Origin of the sequence: Nostocoides australiense Ben110 (assembly GCF_001050535.1) — a bacterium.
GTDB lineage: Bacteria > Actinomycetota > Actinomycetes > Actinomycetales > Dermatophilaceae > Nostocoides_A > Nostocoides_A australiense.
Window position 1 is genome coordinate 1,519,611 of record NZ_HG764815.1, and the last position, 22,934, is coordinate 1,542,544.

17 protein-coding genes and 4 pseudogenes are annotated in these 22,934 nt (G+C 67.6%); 8 read left to right on the top strand and 13 right to left on the bottom strand.

Going from position 1 to position 22,934, the window contains the following annotated elements:
* A pseudogene (locus BN11_RS26335) lies at positions 1-158 on the bottom strand (IS1634 family transposase); the annotation flags it as partial.
* A 285-nt stretch (positions 159-443) separates the two neighbouring features.
* On the opposite strand from BN11_RS26335, the gene BN11_RS07295 reads away from it, so the two are divergent.
* From BN11_RS07295 to BN11_RS07305, 3 genes are all read left to right on the top strand, one after another.
* Complete coding sequence (locus tag BN11_RS07295; RefSeq protein ID WP_235435400.1) at positions 444-2,294, top strand: 2-oxoacid:acceptor oxidoreductase subunit alpha; 1,851 nt, start codon at positions 444-446, stop codon at positions 2,292-2,294.
* A 63-nt stretch (positions 2,295-2,357) separates the two neighbouring features.
* Complete coding sequence (locus BN11_RS07300) at positions 2,358-2,954, top strand: GNAT family N-acetyltransferase (protein WP_048696215.1); 597 nt, start codon at positions 2,358-2,360, stop codon at positions 2,952-2,954.
* Positions 2,955-2,965: 11 nt separating this feature from the next.
* Entirely contained in the window at positions 2,966-5,896 is a 2,931-nt protein-coding gene (locus tag BN11_RS07305; protein ID WP_157044018.1) for a BTAD domain-containing putative transcriptional regulator, read from the top strand.
* 4 nt (positions 5,897-5,900) lie between these two features.
* Here BN11_RS07305 and BN11_RS07310 read toward each other — a convergent pair whose 3' ends face one another.
* The 3 genes from BN11_RS07310 to BN11_RS07320 form a co-directional block, all read right to left on the bottom strand.
* On the bottom strand, positions 5,901-6,614 hold the full coding sequence (locus tag BN11_RS07310; protein WP_048696217.1) for a hypothetical protein: 714 nt from the start codon (positions 6,612-6,614) through the stop codon (positions 5,901-5,903).
* 70 nt (positions 6,615-6,684) lie between these two features.
* Positions 6,685-7,284: an NADH-quinone oxidoreductase subunit B gene (locus tag BN11_RS07315; protein WP_157044019.1), complete on the bottom strand. Its 600-nt coding sequence runs from the start codon at positions 7,282-7,284 to the stop codon at positions 6,685-6,687.
* Positions 7,285-7,295: 11 nt separating this feature from the next.
* The gene (locus tag BN11_RS07320; protein WP_048696221.1) at positions 7,296-7,652 is read right to left on the bottom strand and encodes an NADH-quinone oxidoreductase subunit A; all 357 of its coding nucleotides are present in this window, start codon (positions 7,650-7,652) and stop codon (positions 7,296-7,298) included.
* Positions 7,653-7,865: 213 nt separating this feature from the next.
* Between BN11_RS07320 and BN11_RS25100 the strand changes: the two are divergent.
* From BN11_RS25100 to BN11_RS22485, 5 genes and pseudogenes are all read left to right on the top strand, one after another.
* A pseudogene (locus BN11_RS25100) lies at positions 7,866-8,928 on the top strand (2-oxoacid:ferredoxin oxidoreductase subunit beta).
* Between the two features lie 62 nt (positions 8,929-8,990).
* Positions 8,991-9,875: pseudogene (rarD, locus tag BN11_RS25105) on the top strand (EamA family transporter RarD); the annotation flags it as partial.
* A 48-nt stretch (positions 9,876-9,923) separates the two neighbouring features.
* The gene (locus BN11_RS07335; RefSeq protein WP_048696224.1) at positions 9,924-10,814 is read left to right on the top strand and encodes a cation diffusion facilitator family transporter; all 891 of its coding nucleotides are present in this window, start codon (positions 9,924-9,926) and stop codon (positions 10,812-10,814) included.
* A 675-nt stretch (positions 10,815-11,489) separates the two neighbouring features.
* The gene (locus tag BN11_RS22480) at positions 11,490-11,762 is read left to right on the top strand and encodes a hypothetical protein (protein ID WP_157044020.1); all 273 of its coding nucleotides are present in this window, start codon (positions 11,490-11,492) and stop codon (positions 11,760-11,762) included.
* A gap of 234 nt (positions 11,763-11,996) precedes the next feature.
* Entirely contained in the window at positions 11,997-13,079 is a 1,083-nt protein-coding gene (locus BN11_RS22485) for a hypothetical protein (RefSeq protein WP_235435401.1), read from the top strand.
* Positions 13,080-13,106: 27 nt separating this feature from the next.
* On the opposite strand, the gene BN11_RS07340 is transcribed toward BN11_RS22485, so the two are convergent.
* From BN11_RS07340 to BN11_RS07380, 9 genes and pseudogenes are all read right to left on the bottom strand, one after another.
* Positions 13,107-14,108: a polyprenyl synthetase family protein gene (locus tag BN11_RS07340; protein ID WP_048696226.1), complete on the bottom strand. Its 1,002-nt coding sequence runs from the start codon at positions 14,106-14,108 to the stop codon at positions 13,107-13,109.
* 4 nt (positions 14,109-14,112) lie between these two features.
* Complete coding sequence (gene nuoN / locus BN11_RS07345; protein ID WP_048696228.1) at positions 14,113-15,663, bottom strand: NADH-quinone oxidoreductase subunit NuoN; 1,551 nt, start codon at positions 15,661-15,663, stop codon at positions 14,113-14,115.
* Positions 15,663-17,198 carry an NADH-quinone oxidoreductase subunit M gene (locus tag BN11_RS07350; protein WP_048696229.1) on the bottom strand — a complete coding sequence of 512 codons (1,536 nt, stop codon included), beginning with the start codon at positions 17,196-17,198 and terminating at the stop codon, positions 15,663-15,665. Before BN11_RS07350 ends, nuoN begins: the two co-directional genes overlap by 1 nt.
* Positions 17,198-19,114: an NADH-quinone oxidoreductase subunit L gene (nuoL, locus tag BN11_RS07355; RefSeq protein WP_053084220.1), complete on the bottom strand. Its 1,917-nt coding sequence runs from the start codon at positions 19,112-19,114 to the stop codon at positions 17,198-17,200. The genes BN11_RS07350 and nuoL overlap by 1 nt, the downstream gene beginning before the upstream one ends.
* A gap of 77 nt (positions 19,115-19,191) precedes the next feature.
* The gene (nuoK, locus tag BN11_RS07360; protein ID WP_048696230.1) at positions 19,192-19,491 is read right to left on the bottom strand and encodes an NADH-quinone oxidoreductase subunit NuoK; all 300 of its coding nucleotides are present in this window, start codon (positions 19,489-19,491) and stop codon (positions 19,192-19,194) included.
* On the bottom strand, positions 19,488-20,255 hold the full coding sequence (locus tag BN11_RS07365; protein WP_048696231.1) for an NADH-quinone oxidoreductase subunit J: 768 nt from the start codon (positions 20,253-20,255) through the stop codon (positions 19,488-19,490). Before BN11_RS07365 ends, nuoK begins: the two co-directional genes overlap by 4 nt.
* An 11-nt stretch (positions 20,256-20,266) precedes the next feature.
* A pseudogene (nuoI, locus tag BN11_RS07370) lies at positions 20,267-20,803 on the bottom strand (NADH-quinone oxidoreductase subunit NuoI); the annotation flags it as partial.
* Positions 20,796-22,148 carry an NADH-quinone oxidoreductase subunit NuoH gene (gene nuoH / locus BN11_RS07375; RefSeq protein ID WP_053084032.1) on the bottom strand — a complete coding sequence of 451 codons (1,353 nt, stop codon included), beginning with the start codon at positions 22,146-22,148 and terminating at the stop codon, positions 20,796-20,798. The pseudogene nuoI and the gene nuoH, both read right to left, overlap by 8 nt.
* A partial coding sequence (locus tag BN11_RS07380; protein ID WP_048696232.1) for a molybdopterin dinucleotide binding domain-containing protein occupies positions 22,145-22,934 on the bottom strand: 790 nt, incomplete at its 5' end. The genes nuoH and BN11_RS07380, both read right to left, overlap by 4 nt.

Sequence of the window (22,934 nt, forward strand, 5' to 3'; positions counted from 1 at the left end):
TGCATCCGTGCCCGCGCGACCTCGAGCAGGGCGACCAGCTCAGCCGGCGTGCGTGCCGATCCCACGTGCTCAATCACGTTGTCGCGGTCCCCGACACGCTCAGCGATCTGCACCGCCGTGGCCCCCGAAGCGGTCGGGACCTTCCGCACAAACACCACGAGCACCGACCCTACCGGCCCGATTAGTGTGTCAACCTCGAAGCCTTCAAGCCGCTGACCAGCACAAACATCCGGCCCGACCCGGAATCACGCCAACGTGGCACGAGTCAGGCCTGTGGACGGCGCAAAGTCGCTCGCGCGCCTGTGGATGTCGTCGTCATCTGTGTGGGAGTGACGCCATGACGTCACTCCCACACAGATGACGTGACTCAGTTAACGACGACCACCAGGAGGCGAAGACGCACGCGGGGCGCGGACGGGTTAGGTCGCCCTACTATGGGCGATATGCCCAGCACCCAGGTCAATCGCGTCGTGATCCGCTTCGCCGGGGATTCCGGCGACGGTATGCAGTTGACGGGCGAGCGCTTCACCGCGGACACCGCGAGTCTCGGCAACGATCTGTCGACGCTGCCGAACTTCCCCGCCGAGATCCGCGCGCCGCAGGGCACGCTGCCCGGGGTGTCCAGCTTCCAGCTGCACTTCGCCGATCACGACGTGCTCACCCCCGGTGATGCGCCGGATGTCCTCGTGGCGATGAACCCGGCGGCGCTGAAGGCGAACCTGCGCGACCTGCCGCGCGGGGCGACGATCATCGCCGACCGGGACGAGTTCTCCAAGCGGAATCTGAGCAAGGTCGGCTATGCGACCAATCCGCTCGAGGACGGCTCGCTCGAGTCCTGGCATGTGCACGACCTCGGCCTGACGAGCATGACCGTCGAGGCGCTGGCGCCCTTCGCGTCGCTGACGCGCAAGGAGAAGGAACGCGCGAAGAACATGTTCGCGCTCGGCCTGCTGTCGTGGATGTACTCGCGGCCCATCGAGGGCACCCGGGCCTTCCTCCGGGGCAAGTTCGGGTCAAAGCCGGACATTCTCGCGGCGAATCTGGCTGCGCTGGAGGCGGGTTGGAGCTACGGCGAGACGACGGAGGACTTCGCGTCGCCGTATGAGGTCGCCCCGGCACCCATGCCCGCCGGCACCTATCGCAATGTCACCGGCAACACCGCGTTGGCGTACGGCCTGGTCGCCGGCGCCCACCGCGCCGGACTGCAACTGGTCCTCGGCTCCTATCCGATCACTCCCGCCTCGGACATCCTGCACACCCTCTCGGGCTTGAAGCGTTACGGCGTGATGACCCTGCAGGCCGAGGACGAGATAGCCGGGGTCGGGATCGCGCTGGGGGCCGCCTTCGGCGGCAAGCTCGGGGTCACGTCGACCTCAGGCCCCGGCCTCGCCTTGAAGGCCGAGACGATCGGGTTGGCGGTCTCGTTGGAGCTGCCGCTCGTCGTCGTCGACGTCCAGCGCGGCGGGCCCTCGACCGGCCTGCCCACCAAGACCGAACAGGCCGACCTGCTGCAGGCGATGTTCGGCCGCAACGGCGAGGCACCCGTGCCAGTCATCGCGCCCCGCTCCCCGGCCGATTGTTTCGACACCGCCCTCGAGGCGGTGCGCATCGCGACGACCTATCGGACCCCGGTGGTGCTGCTCTCCGATGGCTATCTCGCCAATGGTGCCGAGCCGTGGCAACTGCCGGTCGTCGGCGAATTGCCCGACCTGACAGTGCAATTCGCCGACGGGCCCAATGCGGTCGACGCCCAGGGCGGGCCGGTCTTCCAGCCCTATCTGCGCGACCCGCAGACCCTGGCCCGGCCGTGGGCGATCCCCGGCACCGCCGGCCTCGAACACCGCATCGGCGGCATCGAGAAGGCCGACATCACCGGCGACATCTCCTATGACCCCGACAACCACGAGCGGATGACCCAGCTGCGGCGGGCCAAGGTCGACGGCATCACGGTGCCGGACGTCGTCGTCGACGATCCGAGTGGCACTGCGGAGATCCTGGTCCTCGGGTGGGGTTCGACGTTCGGACCGATCACGGCCGCGGCCCGGGCTGTGCGGGCGAACGGCCTCAACGTCGCGACGGCACACCTGCGCCACCTCAACCCCTTCCCCGCCAACCTCGGCGAGGTGCTTCGGGCGTACCCGAAAGTTCTTGTGCCGGAGATGAACAGCGGCCAGCTCGCGATGCTCGTCCGCGCCACGTTCCTGGTGGATGCTCAGTCGTATGCCCGCGTGCGCGGCCTCCCGTTCACCACTGACGAACTCGTCGAGGCGATCAGCCAACTCGCCGCGCGCTGACGCCCTCCGCGTCTGACCGGTCCACGACAGAGGCGCGACAGACCGCGCATTCAGGCTGGGGCGATGTCCAGTCTCATCCATCCCGCCATCCGCCATCACCTCACGCCCGGTGGCCGCGTCCGGCTGATCAGCCTGCGCGGCGGCGAGGTCGCCTTGGTCCGTCCCGTCTTCGACGGCCTGTCCGAGCGCTCCCGCTGGCTGCGCTTCCATACCGGAATGCCGTCGGTCCCGCCCCGCTACCTCGAGCAACTCGCGCGAGTCGTCCCGGGCCACCGGCACGTGCTGCTCGCCGTGGCGCCCCACGGCCCCGTGGGGCACGCGGAGTGGACTCGCCTGCCGGGGACCCCGTCTCGGGCGGAGGTTGCCGTCGCGGTCGTGGACGCGGCGCACGGCCAGGGAGTCGGCTTGGCTCTTGTCGAAGAGCTGGCACATTCCGCTGCCGCCCAGGGAATTTCGCAGTTCACCTGCTCGGCTCTACGAGAGAACCGGCCGGTGCGCCAATGGCTGGACCGGTGCGGCGCGAGGGTTGACCCGAGCGACCCGACGGAGTGCACGTTCGCGATCACCGATCTGGTCGCCGCAATCGCGTCACACGCGGGGCGCGCGACCCCTCCACCGGAGAACCCGCTGACATCCGGCGATCGTGGAGCAGTTGCGTAAACTCGCTGCGCGTGACGCGCGTGACTGCTTTCATGGTGAGGGTGGACTACCGCGTACTCGGGGCACTCCAAGCCGGACCCGACGCCGCGGTGCTGCGCGGGCAGCGCGCCCGCGACGTGCTTGCGCTACTTCTCATGCGCCGCGGCCGGCCGGTGACGCCCGATGCCATCCTCGACGCCGTCTGGGGCGCGGATGCTCACACCCTTGACACCAGCGTGGTCCACACCGTCATCGCCCGGCTCCGCCGGGCTCTGGGACCGCACGCCATCCACCGTCACGACGCCGGCTACCAGCTCCATCCCCGGGCCACCCTCGACGCCGACGAGTTCACCAGGTTGATCTCGGCCGCCCGTGCCCTCGTCCCCGATCGCCGGCGCGAGATCATCGAACTTCTGCAGCAGGCGCTGCTGCTCTGGTCCGGCCCGGAGGCCTTCGGCGGGGTGAGCGACGAGCTCGTGGCCGGCGCACGACCCCGGCTGCACGAACTGCGCGACGCCGCAGTGGAGGAACTCGCCGAAAGACTGCTGGCAGGCGGCACGGTCGGCGAACTCACCGATGCAGTTCTCGCGTTGCAGGATCTCGCCGAGCGCGAGCCATTGCGCGAGCGGGCGCACGAACTGCTCATGGAGGGCCTGTATCGGCTCGGCCGGCAGGGTGAAGCGCTCACCGTCTACGACCGGTTGCGGCGTGGACTGCGTGACGAACTGGGCATCGATCCCGGTCCCGCCACTGCCGCCATGCAGGTGCGGATTCTCAACCAGGACCCCAGCGTCGGGCCGGCACCGCGATCCGCTCCGGCGCGACGCGGCGTCGTGCCCAGGCCGCGCACGCGCACCATCGGCCGGGGGGCCGAGCTGCGTCAACTCGCTGACCTCGCCGGAGCCGGTCGCCGGCTGATCACGATCGTCGGCCCCGGCGGCGTCGGCAAGAGCCGTCTGCTCATCGAATACGCACACACCCTGCCAGCGGACGCGCGCCTCGTTTATGCCGAACTACCTTGTGGCGCAGATGTCTCCGCGGCCGAAGTTGCCGAGACCATTGCGCGCGCCGCGGGCCTCACTCTCGGTGGCGGCGATCCGGTGGACACGCTCGTCACAGCACTCCGCGACAGCGAGGAAATCGTCCTGCTCGATGAGGCCGAGTGGTCGGTGGCGGCAACGGCCACGTTGATCGAACGCCTGCTGAGCGACGTGGCCGGCCCACGCATCGTCCTGACCTCCCGAGTGCCGCTCGGACTCGTCGGCGAGAGCCAACTCCCCCTCGCACCGCTCGCCGCGCCGGCACCCGGGGCGACGCCGGATGGCGTATCCGTCTCGCCCGCTGTCCAACTCTTCGTCGAGCGCCTCGGCGACCACTTGCCCGGCCTACGCCTGTCGCAAGACGACTATGCGCGAGCTGCGGAGATCACCCGCCGGGTGGACGGATTGCCGCTGGCGCTGGAGATCGTTGCCGGGCAGTCCATCGCCTCATCCGTCACCGAGCTGCTCAGCCTGGTCGAGTCGCCCCTCGACATCGAGGCGGTCGAACGGGACCGCACCGCGCGCCAGCGCACGCTGCGCGAAACCCTCGCCTGGAGCGTCGATCGGCTTCCCGAGGCGTCGCGAATCGTGTTGCGGCGGTTGGCTGTTTTTTCCGGAACCTTCGACATGGCGGCGGCCGAAGCCATCGTCGGTCATGTGCCGACAATCGCTGCAGCCGACATCCCGGCGGCCATCCGGACGCTGATCCGCGAAGCCCAGATCCAGGTCGTCCGGCGTGGCGGCCAGGCCCGCATGCGCATCCTGCGCCCCTCCAGAGCATTCCTGATGGAGCACTTGTCCGAGGCCGACGAGACCGAGGACACGATGCGACGCTACCGCGGATGGTATGCCGCACGCTGGCGCGATCAGTTGCTGACCGACGCCCTCATCAAGGAGGTCGCGACGTCCTATCCGGACTATCACTCGGCCTTGCGCGATGCGTTGCGCCTGCGCGACGCCGAAACCCTCGGTGACTTGGCCATCGTCTTGTGCCGGTACTGGTTCTTCGTCGAAACCGGCAGCGAGGGGGTGCGCCTGGTGCGCGCGGCCCTGGCCACCGGTGTGCTCAGCCCGCGGCATACGGCGATCCTGCGCTTGCTCGAGGCGGCGCTCCTGCCGCAGGACCAGGGACTGGAGCAGCGATCGGTCCTCGACGATCTCGTCCCGGACCTGGCCGACGACGCGGACTGGCTGGGCCGGCTGCACATCCTGCGCTCGGTCGGCCCGTATGTGCACGGTGACTTCCCGCGCGCGCTGGAGTGCGCCCAGGAAGCGGTCGCGCACGCGCAGGCTCAGGCGGAGCACCACGTGCCGGAGGCCCTCGGCGCGTATGCCGTGATGCTCGCCGCCCTCGGTCGGGCCACCGAGGCGGTGGCAGCGGGCCAGGAGGCCTGGCGGTTGATTGCCGCCGCGCCCAGCGCCGTGGACCTGACCCAGGTGGTCCCGAAAGTTGCTCTGGCACTGATCGATTCGGACCATCCGCGGGAGGCGTTGGAAATCCTGGACCGGGCGCTGGCGCAGGTCGAGGAGGAGCTGGGCTTGGCTCCGCCGTCGTTGTTCACCACCAACGCCGGCTGGGCCGCGTTGGGCAGCGGCGACCCAGGCTCCGCGCTGCTTCGATTCGCGCAATCACTGGATCAGCTCGCCGGTGGCGGCGACCTGCTCGTGACCGGAGAGGTGCTCTCCGGCGCGGGGGCTGCCATGGCGGCCTTGAGCAGTGACGGCGCAGCCGACGTGCTCGATCTCGCCGATGAGCACCTGCGTGTCGCCGGGGCGGTATTGACGCCGTGGCAGGCGGCGGTGGTCGAGCGGCACCGGGCGGCGCTGCCCGCGCGGGCGAAGTCCGGCCTCGTGCTCGGGCCGGACTTCGCCCGCGGGTCGATGCTGATCCGCCACGCGGCGGACCAGCACCGCTCCGGCTGACCGGTCAGCCGGAGATTGCGGCCTTGATCGGTCCGAGATTGGCGTAGTCGAGGGCGAGGCTGCCGCGCTTGCCCGGCTCGACATAGAACCCGGCACCGACCTGGCCGAAGCTCGACAAGTCGTCCTTGAAGGCGCCGATCTCCTTGCCGTTGACGCTGAAGTAGAAGACGTGGTCGAAGGCCTGCACGCGCACGGTCCGATAGCCGCCGCCCGTGCCGATCTCTTTCACCGGCGTGTAGTCCATCAACTCGCGCCGGTTGCCGCGGGCGTCGAAGGCGACGGCCAACGCCTTGCCGTTGTTGGTGTAACAGAAGTAATAGCCCGGCAGCCACAGGTCCGCCTCGCTGAGCCGGTTGGGATTGGCGCGAATGATCAGGCAGTTCGGTGCGCTGCCGTCGCTATTGCCTATCCGGTTCATCCGCACCTCGTAGTCGAAGTCGTCATAGGTGTTGACGTGCTTGACCGACGAGAAGCGGCCCGGCATTCCCTGCGCGAACAGCGTGCCGTTCTTGACGCTCCACCGGCCGACGACACCCCGCCAGCCGGGTGCCTGGAAGTTGAAGGCGTCACGGAAGTAGCCTCCGTGGGCCGAGGCGGTGGTGGGGCTGGGCGTGGCGGCCGTATGCGGCATACCCGAGGGTGCGGCGCCGGCCCCTGCGGCGCCGAGGACGCTCAGTCCGGCGGCGAGCAAACCGCCGACGGCGATTCGTGAAGACATGGGATTTCCTCCGTTGTGGTCCTCCCGGGCGGATTGCCCGGGACTGCGACCACTGTTCAGGGGTGCCCTGTCATCGATCTGTCAGGAGCCGGTCTCCACGGCCCCCCGGCGCGGTGACGATCGGCCGGGTGAGTTCCGCAGCGGAGGCGAGGCGGTGGCCGGCATACCGGCGCGGGACGCTGTCGCCGATGCGTTCGGCGGCGATCTTCTCCTGCAGTTTCAAAATGCCCTGCAGCAGCGCCTCTGGGCGGGGCGGGCAGCCCGGGACGTAGACGTCGACGGGGATGATCGTGTCGACACCCTTGGTCACCGAGTACGAATCCCAGTAGGGCCCACCGGAATTGGAGCAGGCACCGAAGGAGATGACGTATTTCGGCTCGGGCATCTGGTCATAGAGCCGGCGCACGGCCGGGGCCATCTTGTCGGTGACGGTGCCGGAGACGATCATCAGGTCGGCCTGCCGCGGGCCGGGCGCGAGCGGGATGACGCCGAGGCGCATGAAGTCGTGCCGGCCCATGGAGGCGGCGATGAACTCGATCGCGCAGCAGGCCAACCCGAAGTTGAACACCCACAGGCTGTAGCGGCGCCCCCAGTTGAGGACCACCCGCATCGGCTTCGGTGCGTGCGCACCGACCGGCCCGACGCGGGGAGTGGGGAGATCGACCGGCATACGGCTGGCTCCTAGGTCCATTTCAGCAGGCCGCGCCGGGCGGCGTGGGCCAGTCCGATGAGGATGATGCCGATGAAGACGCCGACCTCGACGAGCGAGGCGCGGCCCAGGTGGCCGCGCGCGACGAGCGCCCACGGAAAGAGGTAGACGGCGTCGACGGCGAAGATGACATAGAGGAAGGCATAGACGAGATAGCGCACCTGGGTCTGCGCCCAGCCGGTGCCCACCGGGTCGACTCCCGATTCGTAGGTCGTGCCGCTCGCCACCGTGCGGGTGCGTGGCGCGAACAGCCAGCGCGCGGCCATCGCCGCGACAAAGAGCAGCACGCCCACTCCGAGGACGGCCGCTGCCACCACATACGCCTCCACGCCACGCAGCCTAGTCAACACACTGGCCACACGTCCGGATCCCGGGCGCGTTCGCCGCCGGAAGCTCCAGGAGCGCGTAAAATCGAACGGTTGTGTGTGGGAATTCCCGCACTGGTCGAGACGAAAGTCCTTTGGGCAATGGCAGCACCGCTGGGCACCACCACCGACGAGCGCCCCATCGAGCAGCACCGTGGGGAGTCGGTCGACCTCGGTATGCCGCTCCCTCGCGGCCTGGAGGGCATGCACCGGCTGGGCGGGGACGCGAAGCTGACGAAGAAGGACTACACCTCCGACCAGGAGGTGCGCTGGTGCCCCGGCTGCGGCGACTACATCATCCTCAACACCGTGCAGTCCTTCCTGCCCGAACTGGGGCTGCGCAAGGAGAACATCGTCTTCGTCTCCGGGATCGGCTGCTCGTCGCGGTTCCCCTATTACCTCGACACCTACGGCATGCACTCCATCCACGGGCGGGCGCCGGCGATCGCCACCGGGCTCGCGACATCGCGGCCGGACCTGTCGGTGTGGGTCGTCACCGGTGACGGCGACGCCCTCTCCATCGGCGGCAACCACCTGATCCACGCGCTGCGCCGCAACGTCAATATGACCATTCTGCTGTTCAACAACCGGATCTATGGGCTGACCAAGGGGCAGTACTCCCCTACCTCCGAGCAGGGCAAGATCACCAAGTCCACGCCTGCCGGGTCGGTCGACACCCCGTTCAACCCGGTCAGCCTGGCGCTCGGGGCGGAGGCGACCTTCGTCGCCCGCAGCCTCGACAACGACCGCGCCCACTTGACCGAGATCCTCAAAGCCGCTGCGGCACACCGCGGCACGGCCCTGGTCGAGATCTATCAGAACTGCCCGATCTTCAACGACGGCGCGTTCGATGCGATCAAAGACCGCGACCAGCAGCAGGCTCGTCTCGTCCACCTCGCGCAGGGGCAGCCGGTCACGGTCGGCGCGGAGGACGATCGCAAGGTGCTGGTGCGCGAGGGCGGAAAGCTGGTCTTCGTCCCGGAGGCCGAGGCCGGCGACCGTGAGGTCATCGTCCACGACCCGACCGACCCCGACCCGAGCCGGCAGTTCGAACTCAGCCGCATCGACGACTCCTCGATGACCCACGTGCCGATGGGCATCTTCCGGCAGGTCGAGCGACCGACATATGACGACCTCGTCCGCGGCCAGATCGAGGCCGCCGTCACGACCCGGCGCACCGGCCACCGACGCCGACCTCGCCGCCCTGCTCGCCGGCAGGGACACCTGGACCGTCGGGTGACACCGCCGCCGGCGGTCGCGCGATCGTCGGAGGCCGACCGCGTCCGGCGGGGCACGGCATACGGCCTGCTGGCCTATGGCATCTGGGGGATCTTCCCGATCTACTTCCACGCGCTCAAGCCGGCCGGGGCGTGGGAGATCCTCGCCCACCGGATCGTGTGGACGATGCTGCTGTGCTTGGCGATCCTCGCGGTGCGGCGGGATTGGGCGTGGATGCGCACGGTGGCCCGCAGCCGGCGCCTGTCGCTCGGACTGATCGCGGCGGCCCTGGTCATCGCTGCCAACTGGGTGATCTACGTCTTCGCCGTGCTCTCGGGACACACGTATGAGGCGGCCCTCGGCTACTTCCTCAACCCGCTGGTGACGGTGGCGCTCGGCGTCGTCATCCTCGGCGAGGGGCTGCGGCCACTGCAGTGGCTCGCCGTGGCGGTCGGCGCGATCGCGGCGATCTATCTGGCGCTCGAGGGCGGGCACTTCCCGTGGATCGCGATCAGCCTGGCGCTGTCCTTCGGGACCTATGGGCTGCTCAAGAAGCGGCTCGGGGTCGCCTTGGATCCGTGGCACTCGCTCTTCGCCGAGACGGCGGTGCTGACGCCGGTTGCCGCGCTCATCCTGATCCTCGTCGCCGGCGCCGGGGATGCGACGTATGGCGCGAGCCCCGGTCATACGACCTTGTTGACCCTCGCGGGGATCATCACCGCGGTCCCGCTCCTGCTCTTCGCGGCGGCGGCGCAGCGGGTGCCGCTGGTGACCATCGGGCTCATCCAGTTCATGACGCCGGTGATGCAATTGCTGGTGGGTGTGATCGTGTTGCATGAGCACGTGTCCGGCCGGCTCTGGGTCGGCTTCGGGATCGTCTGGATCGCCTTGCTGCTCCTGACGATCGACTCCCTGCAGGCCGCCCGGCGCGCGCGCGGCATACCGCCCCTCGACCCGGCCGCAGCCTAGGCCGCCGGTCTCAGCGCAGGCTCAGATCTCGCGAGGGACAATGCCGGTATGACGGCTCAGCGCGCGAATCTGACGAAGTTCGCCTGGCTCTCCATTGCCGCGGCGATCGCGACGATCGCGCTGAAGTTCGGTGCCTATATGCTGACCGGCTCGGTCGGCCTGCTCTCGGACGCGGCCGAGTCGATCGTCAATCTGGTCGCGGCCTTCGTCGCCCTGCTGGCCCTGCACGTGGCGAGCCGCCCGCCGGACGACGACCATCACTACGGGCATTCGAAGGCGGAGTACTTCTCGGCGGTGGTCGAGGGATTGATGATCTTCCTCGCGGCGATCTTCATCCTGATCACCTCTGTCGAGCGCTTCCTCCACCCACGGGGCTTGGAGAATGTCGGTGTCGGACTGGGGATCTCGGCGATCGCCTCGGTGGTCAACGGCACGGTCGCGCTGACCCTGCTGAGGGCCGGCCGTCAGCACAACTCGATCACCCTGGTCGCCGACGGCAAGCACCTGCTGACCGACGTGTGGACCTCCGTCGGCGTCGTTGTCGGCGTGCTCCTCGTCGCCGTCACGAAGTGGCAGCGGCTCGACCCGGTCATCGCCTTCCTGGTGGGCTGCAACATCATCTGGACCGGCTGGCACCTGATCCGCCAGTCCGTGGACGGGCTGATGGACAAGACCATCGACGCCGAGCGGCAGGAGGCGATCACCGCCGTCCTGGACCGGCATACGAGCGACGAGGTGAGCTATCACGAGTTGCGCACCCGCGAGGCCGGCCACAAGGTCTTCGCCTCCTCACACGTGCTCGTGCCGGGCGCCTGGAGCGTCCAGCGCGGGCACGACCTGGTCGAGGAGATCGAAGCCGACCTGCTGGCCAGCGTGCCCGATCTGGACATGACGATCCACCTCGAGCCCCGGGAGGATCCCCGCTCCTACGAGCGGTAGGCCCCGGGCCACGCCGACCTCGACGTCTGAGGGGGACCACGCTGCGGCAGCACCTAGCGCTCGGGGCCGAGCTCAAGAGATTGAGCATGAGCCCAAGGCGCGAATCGGCGGCATTCGTGGCTAACCTCCGCCTCGGTCCCCCATCCCCACATCAGCAACAAAGCCAGCCATGACCTCGGACACCGAGCCATCCTGACCCGCCACGACATCCACGGCGAATCGAACTACCCCTCAGCCGGTTGGCGGCCACGCCGCACACCCGGCGGGCCTCCACCTCTCCGGCTCCCTCGTTGCGCTGAGCGTGCCGTCGCCGAGTACATGCGCGCCAGCCGTTGCGGACAATCGCCGCGCCTGTCACTGTGGGAACATGATTCTGTTGAGAGTCCTCGCGGGAGTCTTCGCGTGCTGCGTACTAGCGTACGGGAGCCCCCCCCCAAGCGGTAGCCGCGGACATCCCAGACGGCTGCTGGAACCAGGAACTAAAAATCTCCTGGCCCGGAGACTTTCCGAACTCCTACCCAGATTATCTCCTGAATGACGCAAAGGCTGGTGCGGAGTTCTGGTCATCTCGCCGAGACTTCTTAGGATCAGGTCGACTGATCCCGGTTGCCCACGGCTATTCAATTCTCAGCTGCCTACTCGGGAGGCGTTGATGGCTCGCTAAAGTACGCACGAATGACCGGGTATGACTCAACGTCTGCCGCGTTCAACACCACGCGCGTAGCAGACCATCAGGGCCACGACATCGCCGGCATGAAGGCGCGAGCCAACTATCGAACGGTCTCATCGTCAGACTCCGGGTATGTGAAAGTTGCTCTGAGACTCAACTATGGCGACTATCCATCCGCCAATGACACGTGCGGATATCCCGACTTCAAAGCGTGGGACGGCAGCGGAGATCGCGACCTTGATCAGCCGCGCAGTAGTTGGAATTGGTATTTCGAGTGAGTCGATTGCATCCCAGTAAGCTCATGGTCGTTTTGCGACACACCGGAAGTCGGGACCACTGTTGAAGGGGACGTTCAAGATATGCGAGTCGCAGTTTATAACCGAATGCGCACAGCCCAGGGCTATTGGACATCAGTCGCAATCGATCGAGCGCGCGCGCTTGTGAGATTCTCCTAGGAGGGCACAATGCGATTCCGGAGAGTATGGAGTCTTGGATGCGCAGTGGCTATCCTTATGACCCAAGTCGCGTGCGCAACGGGCCGACGTGCTTCGTTGCCTGCCTCCACACCGCTCGCCACGTCATCGTACGCCGACAACTCAGATGGCGACCCTTACACCAAGGCAATCGGGACGTTGACCGTCGTGGATGCCCTTGTTGGGGGAACAATCAATACCACAGGGCGCAAGTCGGCTCAGCTCACCGTGAAAGACACGCGATGGCAACGTGTCCAATACTGGAACGGCGACTCCTACATCAAGCTCGCCCCCGTCGAGTCCGGCCGCATGGATGTTGTCGTTCCAGGTTGGATCGATGTGGACAAGCTTCCTGTGGGCGTAGAGGTCGTCATGGGGTTGACTTCGCCCACCGTCAGGGACGACGGAAAGCCTCACCGCCAACTGCGATTCGTGGCGACGAGCGATGGGCGGGTCTTTGAGCTAGGCACACCATCCCTAGCCCGACTCGACACACTCGTCTCGGAGGCCCAGCAAACACTCGGAGTTAGCTCCTCGCGGATGTCAACTTTACAAGAGTTGCTCGAGGACGCCGGGGCCTGCAACGATGCCGCGAACCGTGGTCAAGCGGTTCCTACTAATGGTCTCATAGCAAGAACGGCACGCGCGACCTCAGTCGAGCCTTCCGAAAGCAGCTTGGCTTTCGAAAAGCAGGATCGCAATACGCGCCAGTTCCCGCAACAATTGAGCGCTATCCCGGATCTTGGCAAGATTCTGGGGAAACCAGTCGTGACGGGTGAAGTTGCCATCTTCGTTCCGGACGGGGAGACTCCCCCCACATTTCTTGTCGTGCGATTCATTGGAGATGGGGTTCTAGGCCCCGTACATATGAATGATACGCGAGGATACGGAACCTTGAATGGCGTATTCCCAACCTCTGGAGTGGTCGAATTGGCAGAGGTCGACCCAAGCGATGATCCCAACCAAGAAACCCACTTAGGGCATTGGACCTTGCCTGCGTGGCCGACCCAAGAATCCGACTCGCGAATCATGATATCGCGCGGGCACGACGGTCAATGGCAGCTCAGCATCGTCCCAGGCACTAAGGTGGACGCCGAAGTCATGAGCCGGATAGCGAAATAGCCGACCCACCCCGCCGAGGCCGAAAGATCAGGAGCGGCGGGCGACGACGCGGTCGGCGAGGTCCATGAGGGCGGACTTGACCTCGCCGTCGGGGACGTTCGCGAGGACCGCCTTGGCGCCGGCGGCGACGGCGTCGGTCTCCTCCTGCGCGCGCTGCATGGCCGTATGCGGTCGCAGCAGGGCCAGCATCTCGGCCACCTGCTCGTCGCTGGGCTCAACGACCCGGAGCAGGTCTTGCAGGCGGGCGTCGGCGGGGTCGGTGGAGGCGAGCGCGTAGATGATCGGCAAGGTGCGCTTGCCCTCGCGGATGTCGGTGCCGGGGGCCTTGCCGAGGACGTCGATCTCGGAGGAGACGTCGATCAGGTCGTCGGCGAGCTGGAAGGCGACGCCGATGCGCTCGCCGTACTCGATCAAGGTGGCGATCAGCTCGCGCGAGCAACCGGACAACAGGGCTCCGTAGCGGGCCGCGGTGGCGATCAGGACGCCCGTCTTGTCGGCGAGCACGTCGAGGTAATACTCGTGCGGGTCGGCCCCGGGTGGGCAGTGCCGGTCGTCGCGGATCTGGCCCGAGCACAACCGGATGAACGTCTGGCTTTGGATCTTGACAGCCTCGGGGCCGAGGTCGGCGATGATGTCGGAGGCGGTGCCGAAGAGGAGGTCTCCGACGAGAATCGCCGTCGAGTTGTCGTACTTCGCGTTCGCGCTCGGCACCCCGCGCCGGGTGGACGCATCGTCCATCACATCGTCGTGATAGAGCGAGGCGAGGTGGGTCAGTTCGACGCCGGCGGCTGCGGCGATGACATCGTCGTTGATGCCGTCGCCGAGCTCGGCCGCCAGCAGCGTCAGCAGCGGCCGGAACCGCTTGCCGCCCGCCGCGAGCAGGTGGGCGTTGGCCTCGGCGATGAAGGGGTCGTCATGGTCCACGCGGGCATGAAGCATTGCCTCGACGGCCGCGAGGCCGGCGTCGAGTCGGGCCTGCAGCCCCGGGGAGATCCCCGGGAGGGCAGGAGCAGGTGCGGGTGAAACCATCGGGTCAGCGCAGGAACTGGCTCGCCTGGCCGGCGAGATCGAGCACCGGCGAGGGGAAGATCCCCAGACCGATCGTGAGGATGACGGCGATCGCCAGACCGAGGGTGGTCAGCACCGACGGGGTCAACGCGACGACCTCGCCCTTGGCGTCGCTGAAGTACATCAGCACGATGATGCGGACATACACGAACGCGGTGATCGCGCTGCAGAGCACACCGATGACCACGAGCACGGCGCCCATCCGCCCGCCGTGGGCGATCGCCGGGGCGAAAGCCGCGAACTTCGAGGTGAAACCCGAGGTCAGCGGGATGCCGGCGAAGGTGAGCAGCAGCAGCGCGAAGACACCCGCGACGACGGGGTGTCGACGACCAAGGCCGGCCCATTGCCCGATGTGCGAAGCCTCGGTGTTGCCGTCACGCACGAGGGCGATGACGCCGAACGCGGCGAGCGTGGCCAGGCCGTAGGCGAGCAGGTAGAACATCACGCCGGTCACGCCGGTGATGTCGAAGGCCAGGACACCGACGAGGATGAACCCGGCGTGGGCGATCGAGCTGTAGGCCAGCAGCCGCTTGATGTCGGTCTGCGCCACAGACAGGATCGACCCGACGATCATCGTCAGCGCCGCGATCGCGCCGACGGCCAGCCGCCAGTCCCAGCGGTCGGCGTCGATTCCGGTGTAGGCCAGGCGCAGGATCGCCCCGAATGCGGCGAGCTTGGTGCAGGCGGCCATGAACCCGGTGACCGGGGTGGGAGCCCCCTGATAGACGTCCGGCGTCCACATGTGGAACGGCACCGCGCCGACCTTGAACAGCAGGCCGACGAGCACGAAGAAGGCACCCGGCAACAACAGCCCGTCCAACTCGACGCCGGCAGCGGAGATCGCGGCGGAGATCTGGCCGAACTGGATCGACCCGGCATACCCATAGAGCAGGGCCGACCCGAAGAGGAAGAAGGCGCTGGAGAAGGACCCGAGGAGGAAGTACTTCAGCGCCGCCTCCTGCGACAGCAGCCGGCGGCGGCGGGCCAAGCCGGTGAGGATGTAGAGTGGCAGCGAGAGCACCTCGAGCGCGACGAACATCGTCAGCAGGTCGCCGGCGGCCGGGAAGATCATCATGCCGGCGATGGAGAACAGGGCGAGCGGGAAGACCTCGCCGGTGCCCCATCCCGCGCGGGCGGCGGCCGCCTCGAGCGGGCTGCCGGGCACCGCCGCACCCATCGGCGTGAAGGCGTCTGCGCCGGCGCTGCCGAACTTCTCGGCCATGAGCAACACGGCGACGAACGACAGCAGCAGGACCGAGCCCTGCAGAAACAGGGTCGGACCGTCGATCATCAGTGCCCCCGCGAGGGTCGACCCCTGGTCGTCGACCGACTTCCAGACCAAGGCCCCGAAGGCGAGGACCACGGTGAGCAGGGTCAGGGCGACCTGGATGGAGTGCCGTGAGCTGCGCGGGGCGAAGGCCTCGACAAGCACGCCGACCAGGGCGCCGCCGAAGACGATCAGGATGGGCATGATCGCCCAGTAGTTGACCGCGGTCGCGGTGAACTGGCTGTCCATCACTTCTCACTCTCGGTTGCAGCGGCGGCGGGAACGACCGGTGAGGGGTCGCTCACCCCCACCTCGGTGAGGACCCGCTGGACGGCAGGGTTGAGGATGTCGAGGACCGGCTTGGGATAGACACCCAGGAACAGGAAGCTCAGGATGAGCGGGGCCACGACGAACTTCTCGCGCCACGTCAGGTCGCGATGTACGACGCCTTCCGGCCGGGGACCGGTCATCATCCGCTTGTACATCCACAGGATGTACAGGGCGGCGAGCACGATGGACAAGGCGGCGATGGCCCCCACGCCCTTGTAGCGCTGGAAGGTGCCAGCGAGGACGAGGAACTCCGAGACGAAGGAACTCAGGCCGGGCAGCGCCATGCTCGACAGGCCGGAGATCAGGAAGACGCCGGCGATCGCCGGGACGACCCGCTGCCAGCCGCCGTAGTCGGAGATCTTGGTGCTCCCCCGGCGCGCGATGAGCATGCCGGCGACAAGGAAGAGGGCGGCCGTCGAGAAGCCGTGGTTGATCATGTAGAGCGCGGCCCCGGCGTGCGCGGTCGTCGTCATCGCGAAGATGCCGAGCACGATCAGACCGAAGTGGCTGATCGAGGTGTAGGCGATCAGGCGCATCAGGTCGTTCTGCGCGATCGCGGCGAAGGCTCCGTAGAAGATCGAGACGACAGCCAGGGCGATCACCACTGGCGTGGCCCATTCGCTGGCGTCGGGGAACAGCTGCAGGCAGAAGCGGATCATGCCGTAGGTGCCGACCTTGTCGAGGACACCGACGAGCAGGGTGGCCGTGGCGGGCTTGGCGACACCGGCGGCGTCGGGCAGCCAGGTGTGGACGGGCCACATCGGGGCCTTGACGGCGAAGGCGATGAAGAATCCGAGCCAGAGCCACTTCTGGGTGGTCGGGTCGATGTTCAGGCCGGTCAGGCTGTTGATGAGAAAGCCCTGCGGGCCGCGCGGGCCCTGCATGTAGAGGCCGATGACGGCCGCCAGCATGACCAGCCCACCCGCGAGGGAGAACAGCAGGAACTTGACCGCAGCCGCCTGCCGGCCCGGTCCGCCATACCCACCGATCAGGAAGTAGACCGGGATCAGCATCGCCTCGAAGAAGACGTAGAAGAGGAAGACGTCGGTGGCGGCGAAGACACCCACCATGAAGGCGAGCAGCAGCAGCGTCCACGCGAAGTAGTTCTTCTCGCGGCTGCCGCCCTCGGGCACGTCGTGCCAGGCGGCCAGGATGCACACCGGGGTGAGGACGGCGGCCATGAGAATCAGCGTGATGGCGATGCCGTCGACGCCGAGAGCGTAGGAGACGCCGAAGCTCTCGATCCACGAGTGCGTCTCGGTGAGCTGGAACTGCTGCATCGAGTGCAGATCGAACTGCGTGAGGGCGCCGACACCCAGGGCGAGCGTCGCGACGGAGAAGGCCAGGGCCAGCTCCTTGGCGCGGGCCGCCATCGCCGAGGGCAGCGCCGCGATCAAGGCCGCGCCGATGAGCGGCACGACCATCATCGCGGTCAGCCAGGGGAAGTTATCCATCAGTTCATCACCCACAGTGCTCCGAGGACGGCGACGATGCCGGCGAGCATCGTCAAGGCGTAGGAGCGTGCATAGCCGTTCTGGATGCGGCGCAGCCAGGTGGCGGTGCCGCCGGTCAGTTTGCCCAGACCCATCGCGCCGCCGTCGACCACCTCGTTGTCCGTCCAGATCACCGAGCGGACCAGTTTGACGCCCGGCCACATGAAGACGGCCTCGTTGATGTCGTCCTGGTAGAGATCCTTGCGGGCGGCCCGCGTGAGCGCATTGCCCGCCGGAGCGTACATCGGGACCTCGTCACGGCCATACCGCAGCCACGCGAGCCCGGCACCGAGGGCGACCAGCAGCAGGGTCAGCGTCATCAGGACCGGCACGGACAGGACGGGCTCGCCATGCTCGGGGTGGCCGGTGACCGGCTCGAGCCATTTGGTGAAGATGTCCGTCGGGCCGAGGATCAGGCCGAGCCCGGCAGAGCCCAGCGCGAGCACCATCATCGGGAGGGTCATCGTCAGCGGCGACTCGTGCGGGTGCTGTTTCGGCTCGTCGGTCCAGCGCTCCTTGCCGTGGAAGGTCATGAAGAACAGGCGCGACATGTAGAACGCGGTGACGCCGGCGCCGAGCAGCGCGGCCAGGCCGAAGACCCAGGGGCGCCAGCCCTCGCCGATGAAGGCGGCCTCGATGATCTTGTCCTTGCTCCAGAACCCGGAGAAGGGCGGCACACCGAGGATCGCCAGCCAGCCGAGGCCGAAGGTGATCCAGGTGATCTTCATGAACTTGTTCAGGTTGCCGAAGCGGCGCATGTCGACCTGGTCGCTCATGCCGTGCATGACCGAGCCGGCGCCGAGGAACATCCCGGCCTTGAAGAAGCCGTGGGTGATCAGGTGGAAGATCGCGAAGGCGTAGCCGACCGGGCCCAGGCCCGCGGCGAGCATCATGTAGCCGATCTGCGACATGGTCGAGGCGGCGAGCGCCTTCTTGATGTCGTCCTTGGCGCACCCGACGATCGCACCGTATGTCAGCGTGATCGCGCCGACGATGGCGACGGCGAGCTGGGCGTTGGGGGCGGCTTCGAAGATGGTATGGCTGCGGACGACGAGGTAGACACCCGCGGTCACCATGGTCGCGGCGTGGATCAGCGCGGACACCGGCGTCGGGCCGGCCATCGCGTCGCCGAGCCAGCTCTGCAGCGGGAACTGCGCGGACTTTCCGCAGGCGCCGAGCAGGAGCAGCAGACCGATGGCGGTGAGCGTCGCCGTGCCGGCGCCGCCCGCGGCGACCCCGGCGTTGACGCTGGCGAAGTCGACGGCACCGAAGGTGGCGAACATCAGCGCGATCGCCAACGACAGGCCGATGTCGCCGACCCGGTTCACGACGAACGCCTTGTTGGCGGCGGCGGCGTTGGCCTCCGCGAAGTGGCCCGGGGCGATCGCTCCGGCCTCCCGCGTGTTCCAGAACCCGATGAGCAGGTAGGAGGCCAGGCCCACGCCCTCCCAGCCGACGAACAGCAGCAGGAAGGAGTCGGCCAGCACCAGCAGCAACATGGCCGCGACGAAGAAGTTCAAGTAGGCGAAGAAGCGCCGCTTGTCGGGGTCGTGGCTCATGTAGCCGAGCGAATAGACGTGGATCAGCGAACCGACGAAGGTGATCAGCAGCACGAAGCTGACCGACAGGGTGTCGATCTGCAGGCCGGCACTGAGCTGGAAGGCACCGGCGGGGATCCAGTTGAAGAGCGTCTGGTGGGTCGAGCGCTGGTCGGGGTCGACGGCCAGCAACTGCAGCAGCGCGACGACGCCGAGCCCGAAGCTGGCCCAGGACAAGCCGGTGGCCAGGGCGGGGCCGAAGCTGTTGGTGGCCCTGCCACCGAGCAGCAACAAGGCGGCACCGGCCAACGGCAGGGCGATGAGCCACCAGCCGGGCATCGAGACCGCGTCCGAGGACGTGGCGGTTTCGAGTGCCAGCTGTGTCAGGAGGGCGGACACGTTGTGTTATCCCCTTCTCAGTACTTCAGCAGGTTCGCGTCGTCGACCGAGGCCGAACGCCGGGCACGGAAGATGGCCATGATGATCGCCAGGCCGACGACGACCTCGGCGGCCGCGACGACCATGACGAACAGCGCGATGGCCGCTCCGTCGATGGACTGGTGCATCCGCCCGAACGTGACGAAGGCGAGGTTGGCCGAGTTGAGCATCAGTTCGATACCCATGAACACGATGATCGCGTTGCGGCGGGTGAGCACCGTCGCTGCGCCGATGGCGAACAGGATCATGGCCAGGTAGATGTAGTTCATCAGGCTCATCGCGTGCGCCCCTCCTCGATCTCCTTCTGCAGCTGCTGTTCGGCGGCGGTGTACTGGCCGGGCAGGGCGACCTGGTCGCGGGCCTGCAGCGTGCGCGAGACGGACAGCTCGCTGGGTGTGCCGTCGGGCAGCAGCGCCGGGGTGTCGACGGCGTTGTGCCGTGCATACACACCGGGGGCCGGGAGGCCGGAGACGTACTCGCCGCGGCGGAAGCGCTCCTGCGACCAGGCCTTCTGGTTCGGCTTGGCGCCGAGGCGCTCGCGGTGGGCGAGCACCATTGCGCCGAGGGCGGCGGTGATGAGCAGGGCCGAGGTGATCTCGAAGACCCAGACGTACTTGCCGAAGATGACATTGGCCATCGCCGAGATGTGGCCGCCCTGGTTGACCGCGTCGAGGGTCGGGGTGCCGTCGATGGTGACCTTGCCGATCATCCCGGCGAGCAGCATGGCCAGGCCGAGCGAGAGCAGCAGCCCGATCCAGCGCTGGCCCTTGATGGTCTCGATGAGGCTGTCGGAGGAGTCGACACCGACGAGCATGACGACGAACAGGAAGAGCATCATCACGGCGCCGGAGTAGACGAACACCTGCACGACCCCGAGGAATGGGGCGCCCTGCGCGACATAGAAGATGCCGAGGATGGTCATCGTGACCGCGACGCCCATGGCGGCATACACGGCCTTCCTGGCGAACAGCAGGCCGAGACTCATGAGCACGGCGATGGACCCGAGGATCCAGAACGTGACGGCTTCAGCGGTGCTGGTCACTTGGCACCCCCTTCGACCTTTCCGAGGTAGTAATCGCGCTCCGACAGGCCCTCGGCCATCGGGTGCGGCGGCTCGTCCATCCCGGCCTGCAAGGGCGCCAGCAGCTGCTCCTTGGTGAAGATGAGGTCGGCGCGGTTGTAGCCGGCCAGCTCGTAGAAGTTGGTCATCGTCAACGCGCGGGTCGGGCAGGCCTCGATGCACAGGCCGCAGAAGATGCAGCGCAGATAGTTGATCTGGTAGACGCGGCCGTACCGCTCACCCGCCGAGAAGCGGCCGGTGCCGCCGGGGGTGTCGTCGTTGTCGGCGCCTTCGACGAGGATCGCGTCCGCCGGGCACGCCCATGCGCACAGCTCGCAGCCGACGCACTTCTCGAGCCCGTCGGGATAGCGATTGAGCTGGTGACGTCCGTGGAAACGCGGCTGGGTGGGGCGCTTGACCTCGGGATATTCGACGGTCTTGACCTTCTTGAACATGGTCGCGAAGGTGACGCCGAATCCGCCGACGGGGGCGAACATCTCACTGAAGAAGCCGGGCTTGTCCTCAGCCATGGAGCACTTCCTTGGTCGGGGCGGGAGAGGCCTGTTCGAGGCGCTGTCCGGGCAGTGGCGGCACGGGGAAGCCCCCGGCATACGGATCGATCGCGTCGGGGACGACCGGCTTGGCCGCCTCGATCTTGGCAGCCTGGCGGCCTTCCCAGATCCACGTCGCCGCCAGCACCAACAGGGCGAGCGCGCCGATGACGATCAACGAGGCCAGGCGACGCTCGGCGCCGAAGATCGAGACGACCTTCTCTCCGAGGTAACCGTGGTCGGCGGCCTGGAGGAAGGCGACCGCGACGACCCACACGATCGTGACGGGGATGAGGAACTTCCAGCCGAAGCGCATGAACTGGTCATACCGCGTGCGGGGCAGCGAACCACGCAGCCACACGAAGAGGAACATGAACAGCCACAGCTTGACGGTGAACCACAGCAGGCCCCACCAGCCGTGGTTGAACATGCCGTCGTTGATGGCCGCGATGCCGGGCGGGGCCTGCCAGCCGCCGAGGAAGACGGTGGTCGCCAGGCCGGCGACGGTGAACATGTTGATGTATTCGCCGAGGAAGAACATTGCGAACTTCATCGAGCTGTATTCGGTCATGAACCCGGCGGTCAGCTCGCCCTCACCCTCGGCGAGGTCGAAGGGCAACCGGTTGGTCTCGCCGACCATCGTGATGACATAGATGACGAAGGAGACGACCAGCGGTATGACGTGCCAGATGCTCCGCTGATTGGCGACGATCTGCGAGGTCGACATCGAACCGCTGTAGAGGAAGACGGCGACGAGCGACAGACCCATGGCGATCTCGTAGCTGATGATCTGGGCGCTGGAGCGCAGCCCACCGAGCAGCGGATAGGTCGAGCCCGACGACCAGCCGGCGAGCACGACGCCGTAGGCACCCACGCCGGCGACCGCCAACGCGATGAGCACCGCGATCGGCACGTCGGTCAGCTGCAGCGGCGTGGTGTGGCCGAACATGCGCACGTTGCCGGCCAACGGGATGATCGCGAAGGAGACGAAGGCCATCGACGCGGCGAGGATCGGCGCGAGCAGGTGGATCAGCTTGTCGGCGTTCTTGGGGACGATGTCCTCCTTGAGCGCCAGCTTCACACCGTCGGCGAGGGTCTGAAAGATGCCGAACGGACCGAAGCGGTTCGGGCCGGGGCGCTGCTGCATCCGGCCGATGACGCGTCGCTCGAACCAGATGACGAGCAGCGTGCTGAGCAGCAGATAGACGAACAGGAAGAGCGCCTTGACCAGCGACAGCCACACGGGGGTGTCGCTGAAGTCGGCGACCGGGTTGTCGCGCGGCACATAGGGCTCCGCCGCGGCGAGGACGGTCAAGACGTTCACGAGGCACCTCCGGGGGTGACGGTGACGAGCGAGCCGGCGCCGGCGCCGAGGACGGCGACGCGGCAGCCGGCCGAGTTGGTCGGGACCCAGACGACGTTGTCGACCATCTCGGTCACCGCCAGCGGCACGGTCACGCTGCCCGCCGGGCCGGTGACCGTGACCTGCTCGCCGTCGTGGACACCGAGCGCCTGCGCCCCGGATGCGGAGATCCGGGCCACGGCGGCCGGGGCGGTGCCGGCGAGGAAGGGTTCGCCGTCTTGGAGGCGGCCCTTGTCGAGCAGGTGGTGCCAGGTGGCGAGGACGAACTGGCCGGGCCGGGTCGAGGGCACCTGCGCCGGGAGGGCGGCAGGCTTGCTCGCGCGGGCACCGGACCACGGCCCGAGCGTGCTCATCTCGGTCTGCACCTGCTCGAGGCTGCGCGCGCCGAGGAAGTGCCCGAGCTCGCTCGCCAGCATGTCGAGGACCCGGTAGTCGGAGAGGGCGTTGGTCTCCAGTGCCGCCGCGAACGGCCGCACCCGCCCCTCCCAGTCGACGAAGGTGCCGGCCTTCTCGGCGTGCGGCGCCACCGGCAGGACGACGTCCGCGGCCGCGGTGACGCTGCTGGGGCGGTATTCGAGGGAGACGACGAAGGCCCTCTCGAGTGCGTCGTATGCCGCGCCGTCGCCGAGGTCGCTCGCGTCGACGCCGCCGACGACCAGGGCGCCCAGCTCACCGGAGGCGGCGGCGGCGATGATGCTGGCGCCGTCGAGGCCGGTGTCGCCCGGGAGAGCGTCGACCTGCCACGTG

Excerpts from the sequence above, each read along its gene's own strand:
- nuoN (WP_048696228.1), bottom strand. The coding sequence starts at position 15,663 with ATGGACAGCCAGTTCACCGCGACCGCGGTCAACTACTGGGCGATCATG.
- BN11_RS07335 (WP_048696224.1), top strand. The coding sequence starts at position 9,924 with ATGACGGCTCAGCGCGCGAATCTGACGAAGTTCGCCTGGCTCTCCATT.
- BN11_RS07295 (WP_235435400.1), top strand. The coding sequence starts at position 444 with ATGCCCAGCACCCAGGTCAATCGCGTCGTGATCCGCTTCGCCGGGGAT.
- BN11_RS07340 (WP_048696226.1), bottom strand. The coding sequence starts at position 14,108 with ATGGTTTCACCCGCACCTGCTCCTGCCCTCCCGGGGATCTCCCCGGGG.
- nuoK (WP_048696230.1), bottom strand. The coding sequence starts at position 19,491 with ATGAGCCTGATGAACTACATCTACCTGGCCATGATCCTGTTCGCCATC.
- nuoL (WP_053084220.1), bottom strand. The coding sequence starts at position 19,114 with ATGCCCGGCTGGTGGCTCATCGCCCTGCCGTTGGCCGGTGCCGCCTTG.
- BN11_RS22480 (WP_157044020.1), top strand. The coding sequence starts at position 11,490 with ATGACCGGGTATGACTCAACGTCTGCCGCGTTCAACACCACGCGCGTA.
- BN11_RS07350 (WP_048696229.1), bottom strand. The coding sequence starts at position 17,198 with ATGGATAACTTCCCCTGGCTGACCGCGATGATGGTCGTGCCGCTCATC.
- BN11_RS07315 (WP_157044019.1), bottom strand. The coding sequence starts at position 7,284 with ATGCCGGTCGATCTCCCCACTCCCCGCGTCGGGCCGGTCGGTGCGCAC.
- BN11_RS07300 (WP_048696215.1), top strand. The coding sequence starts at position 2,358 with ATGTCCAGTCTCATCCATCCCGCCATCCGCCATCACCTCACGCCCGGT.
- BN11_RS07310 (WP_048696217.1), bottom strand. The coding sequence starts at position 6,614 with ATGTCTTCACGAATCGCCGTCGGCGGTTTGCTCGCCGCCGGACTGAGC.
- BN11_RS22485 (WP_235435401.1), top strand. The coding sequence starts at position 11,997 with ATGACCCAAGTCGCGTGCGCAACGGGCCGACGTGCTTCGTTGCCTGCC.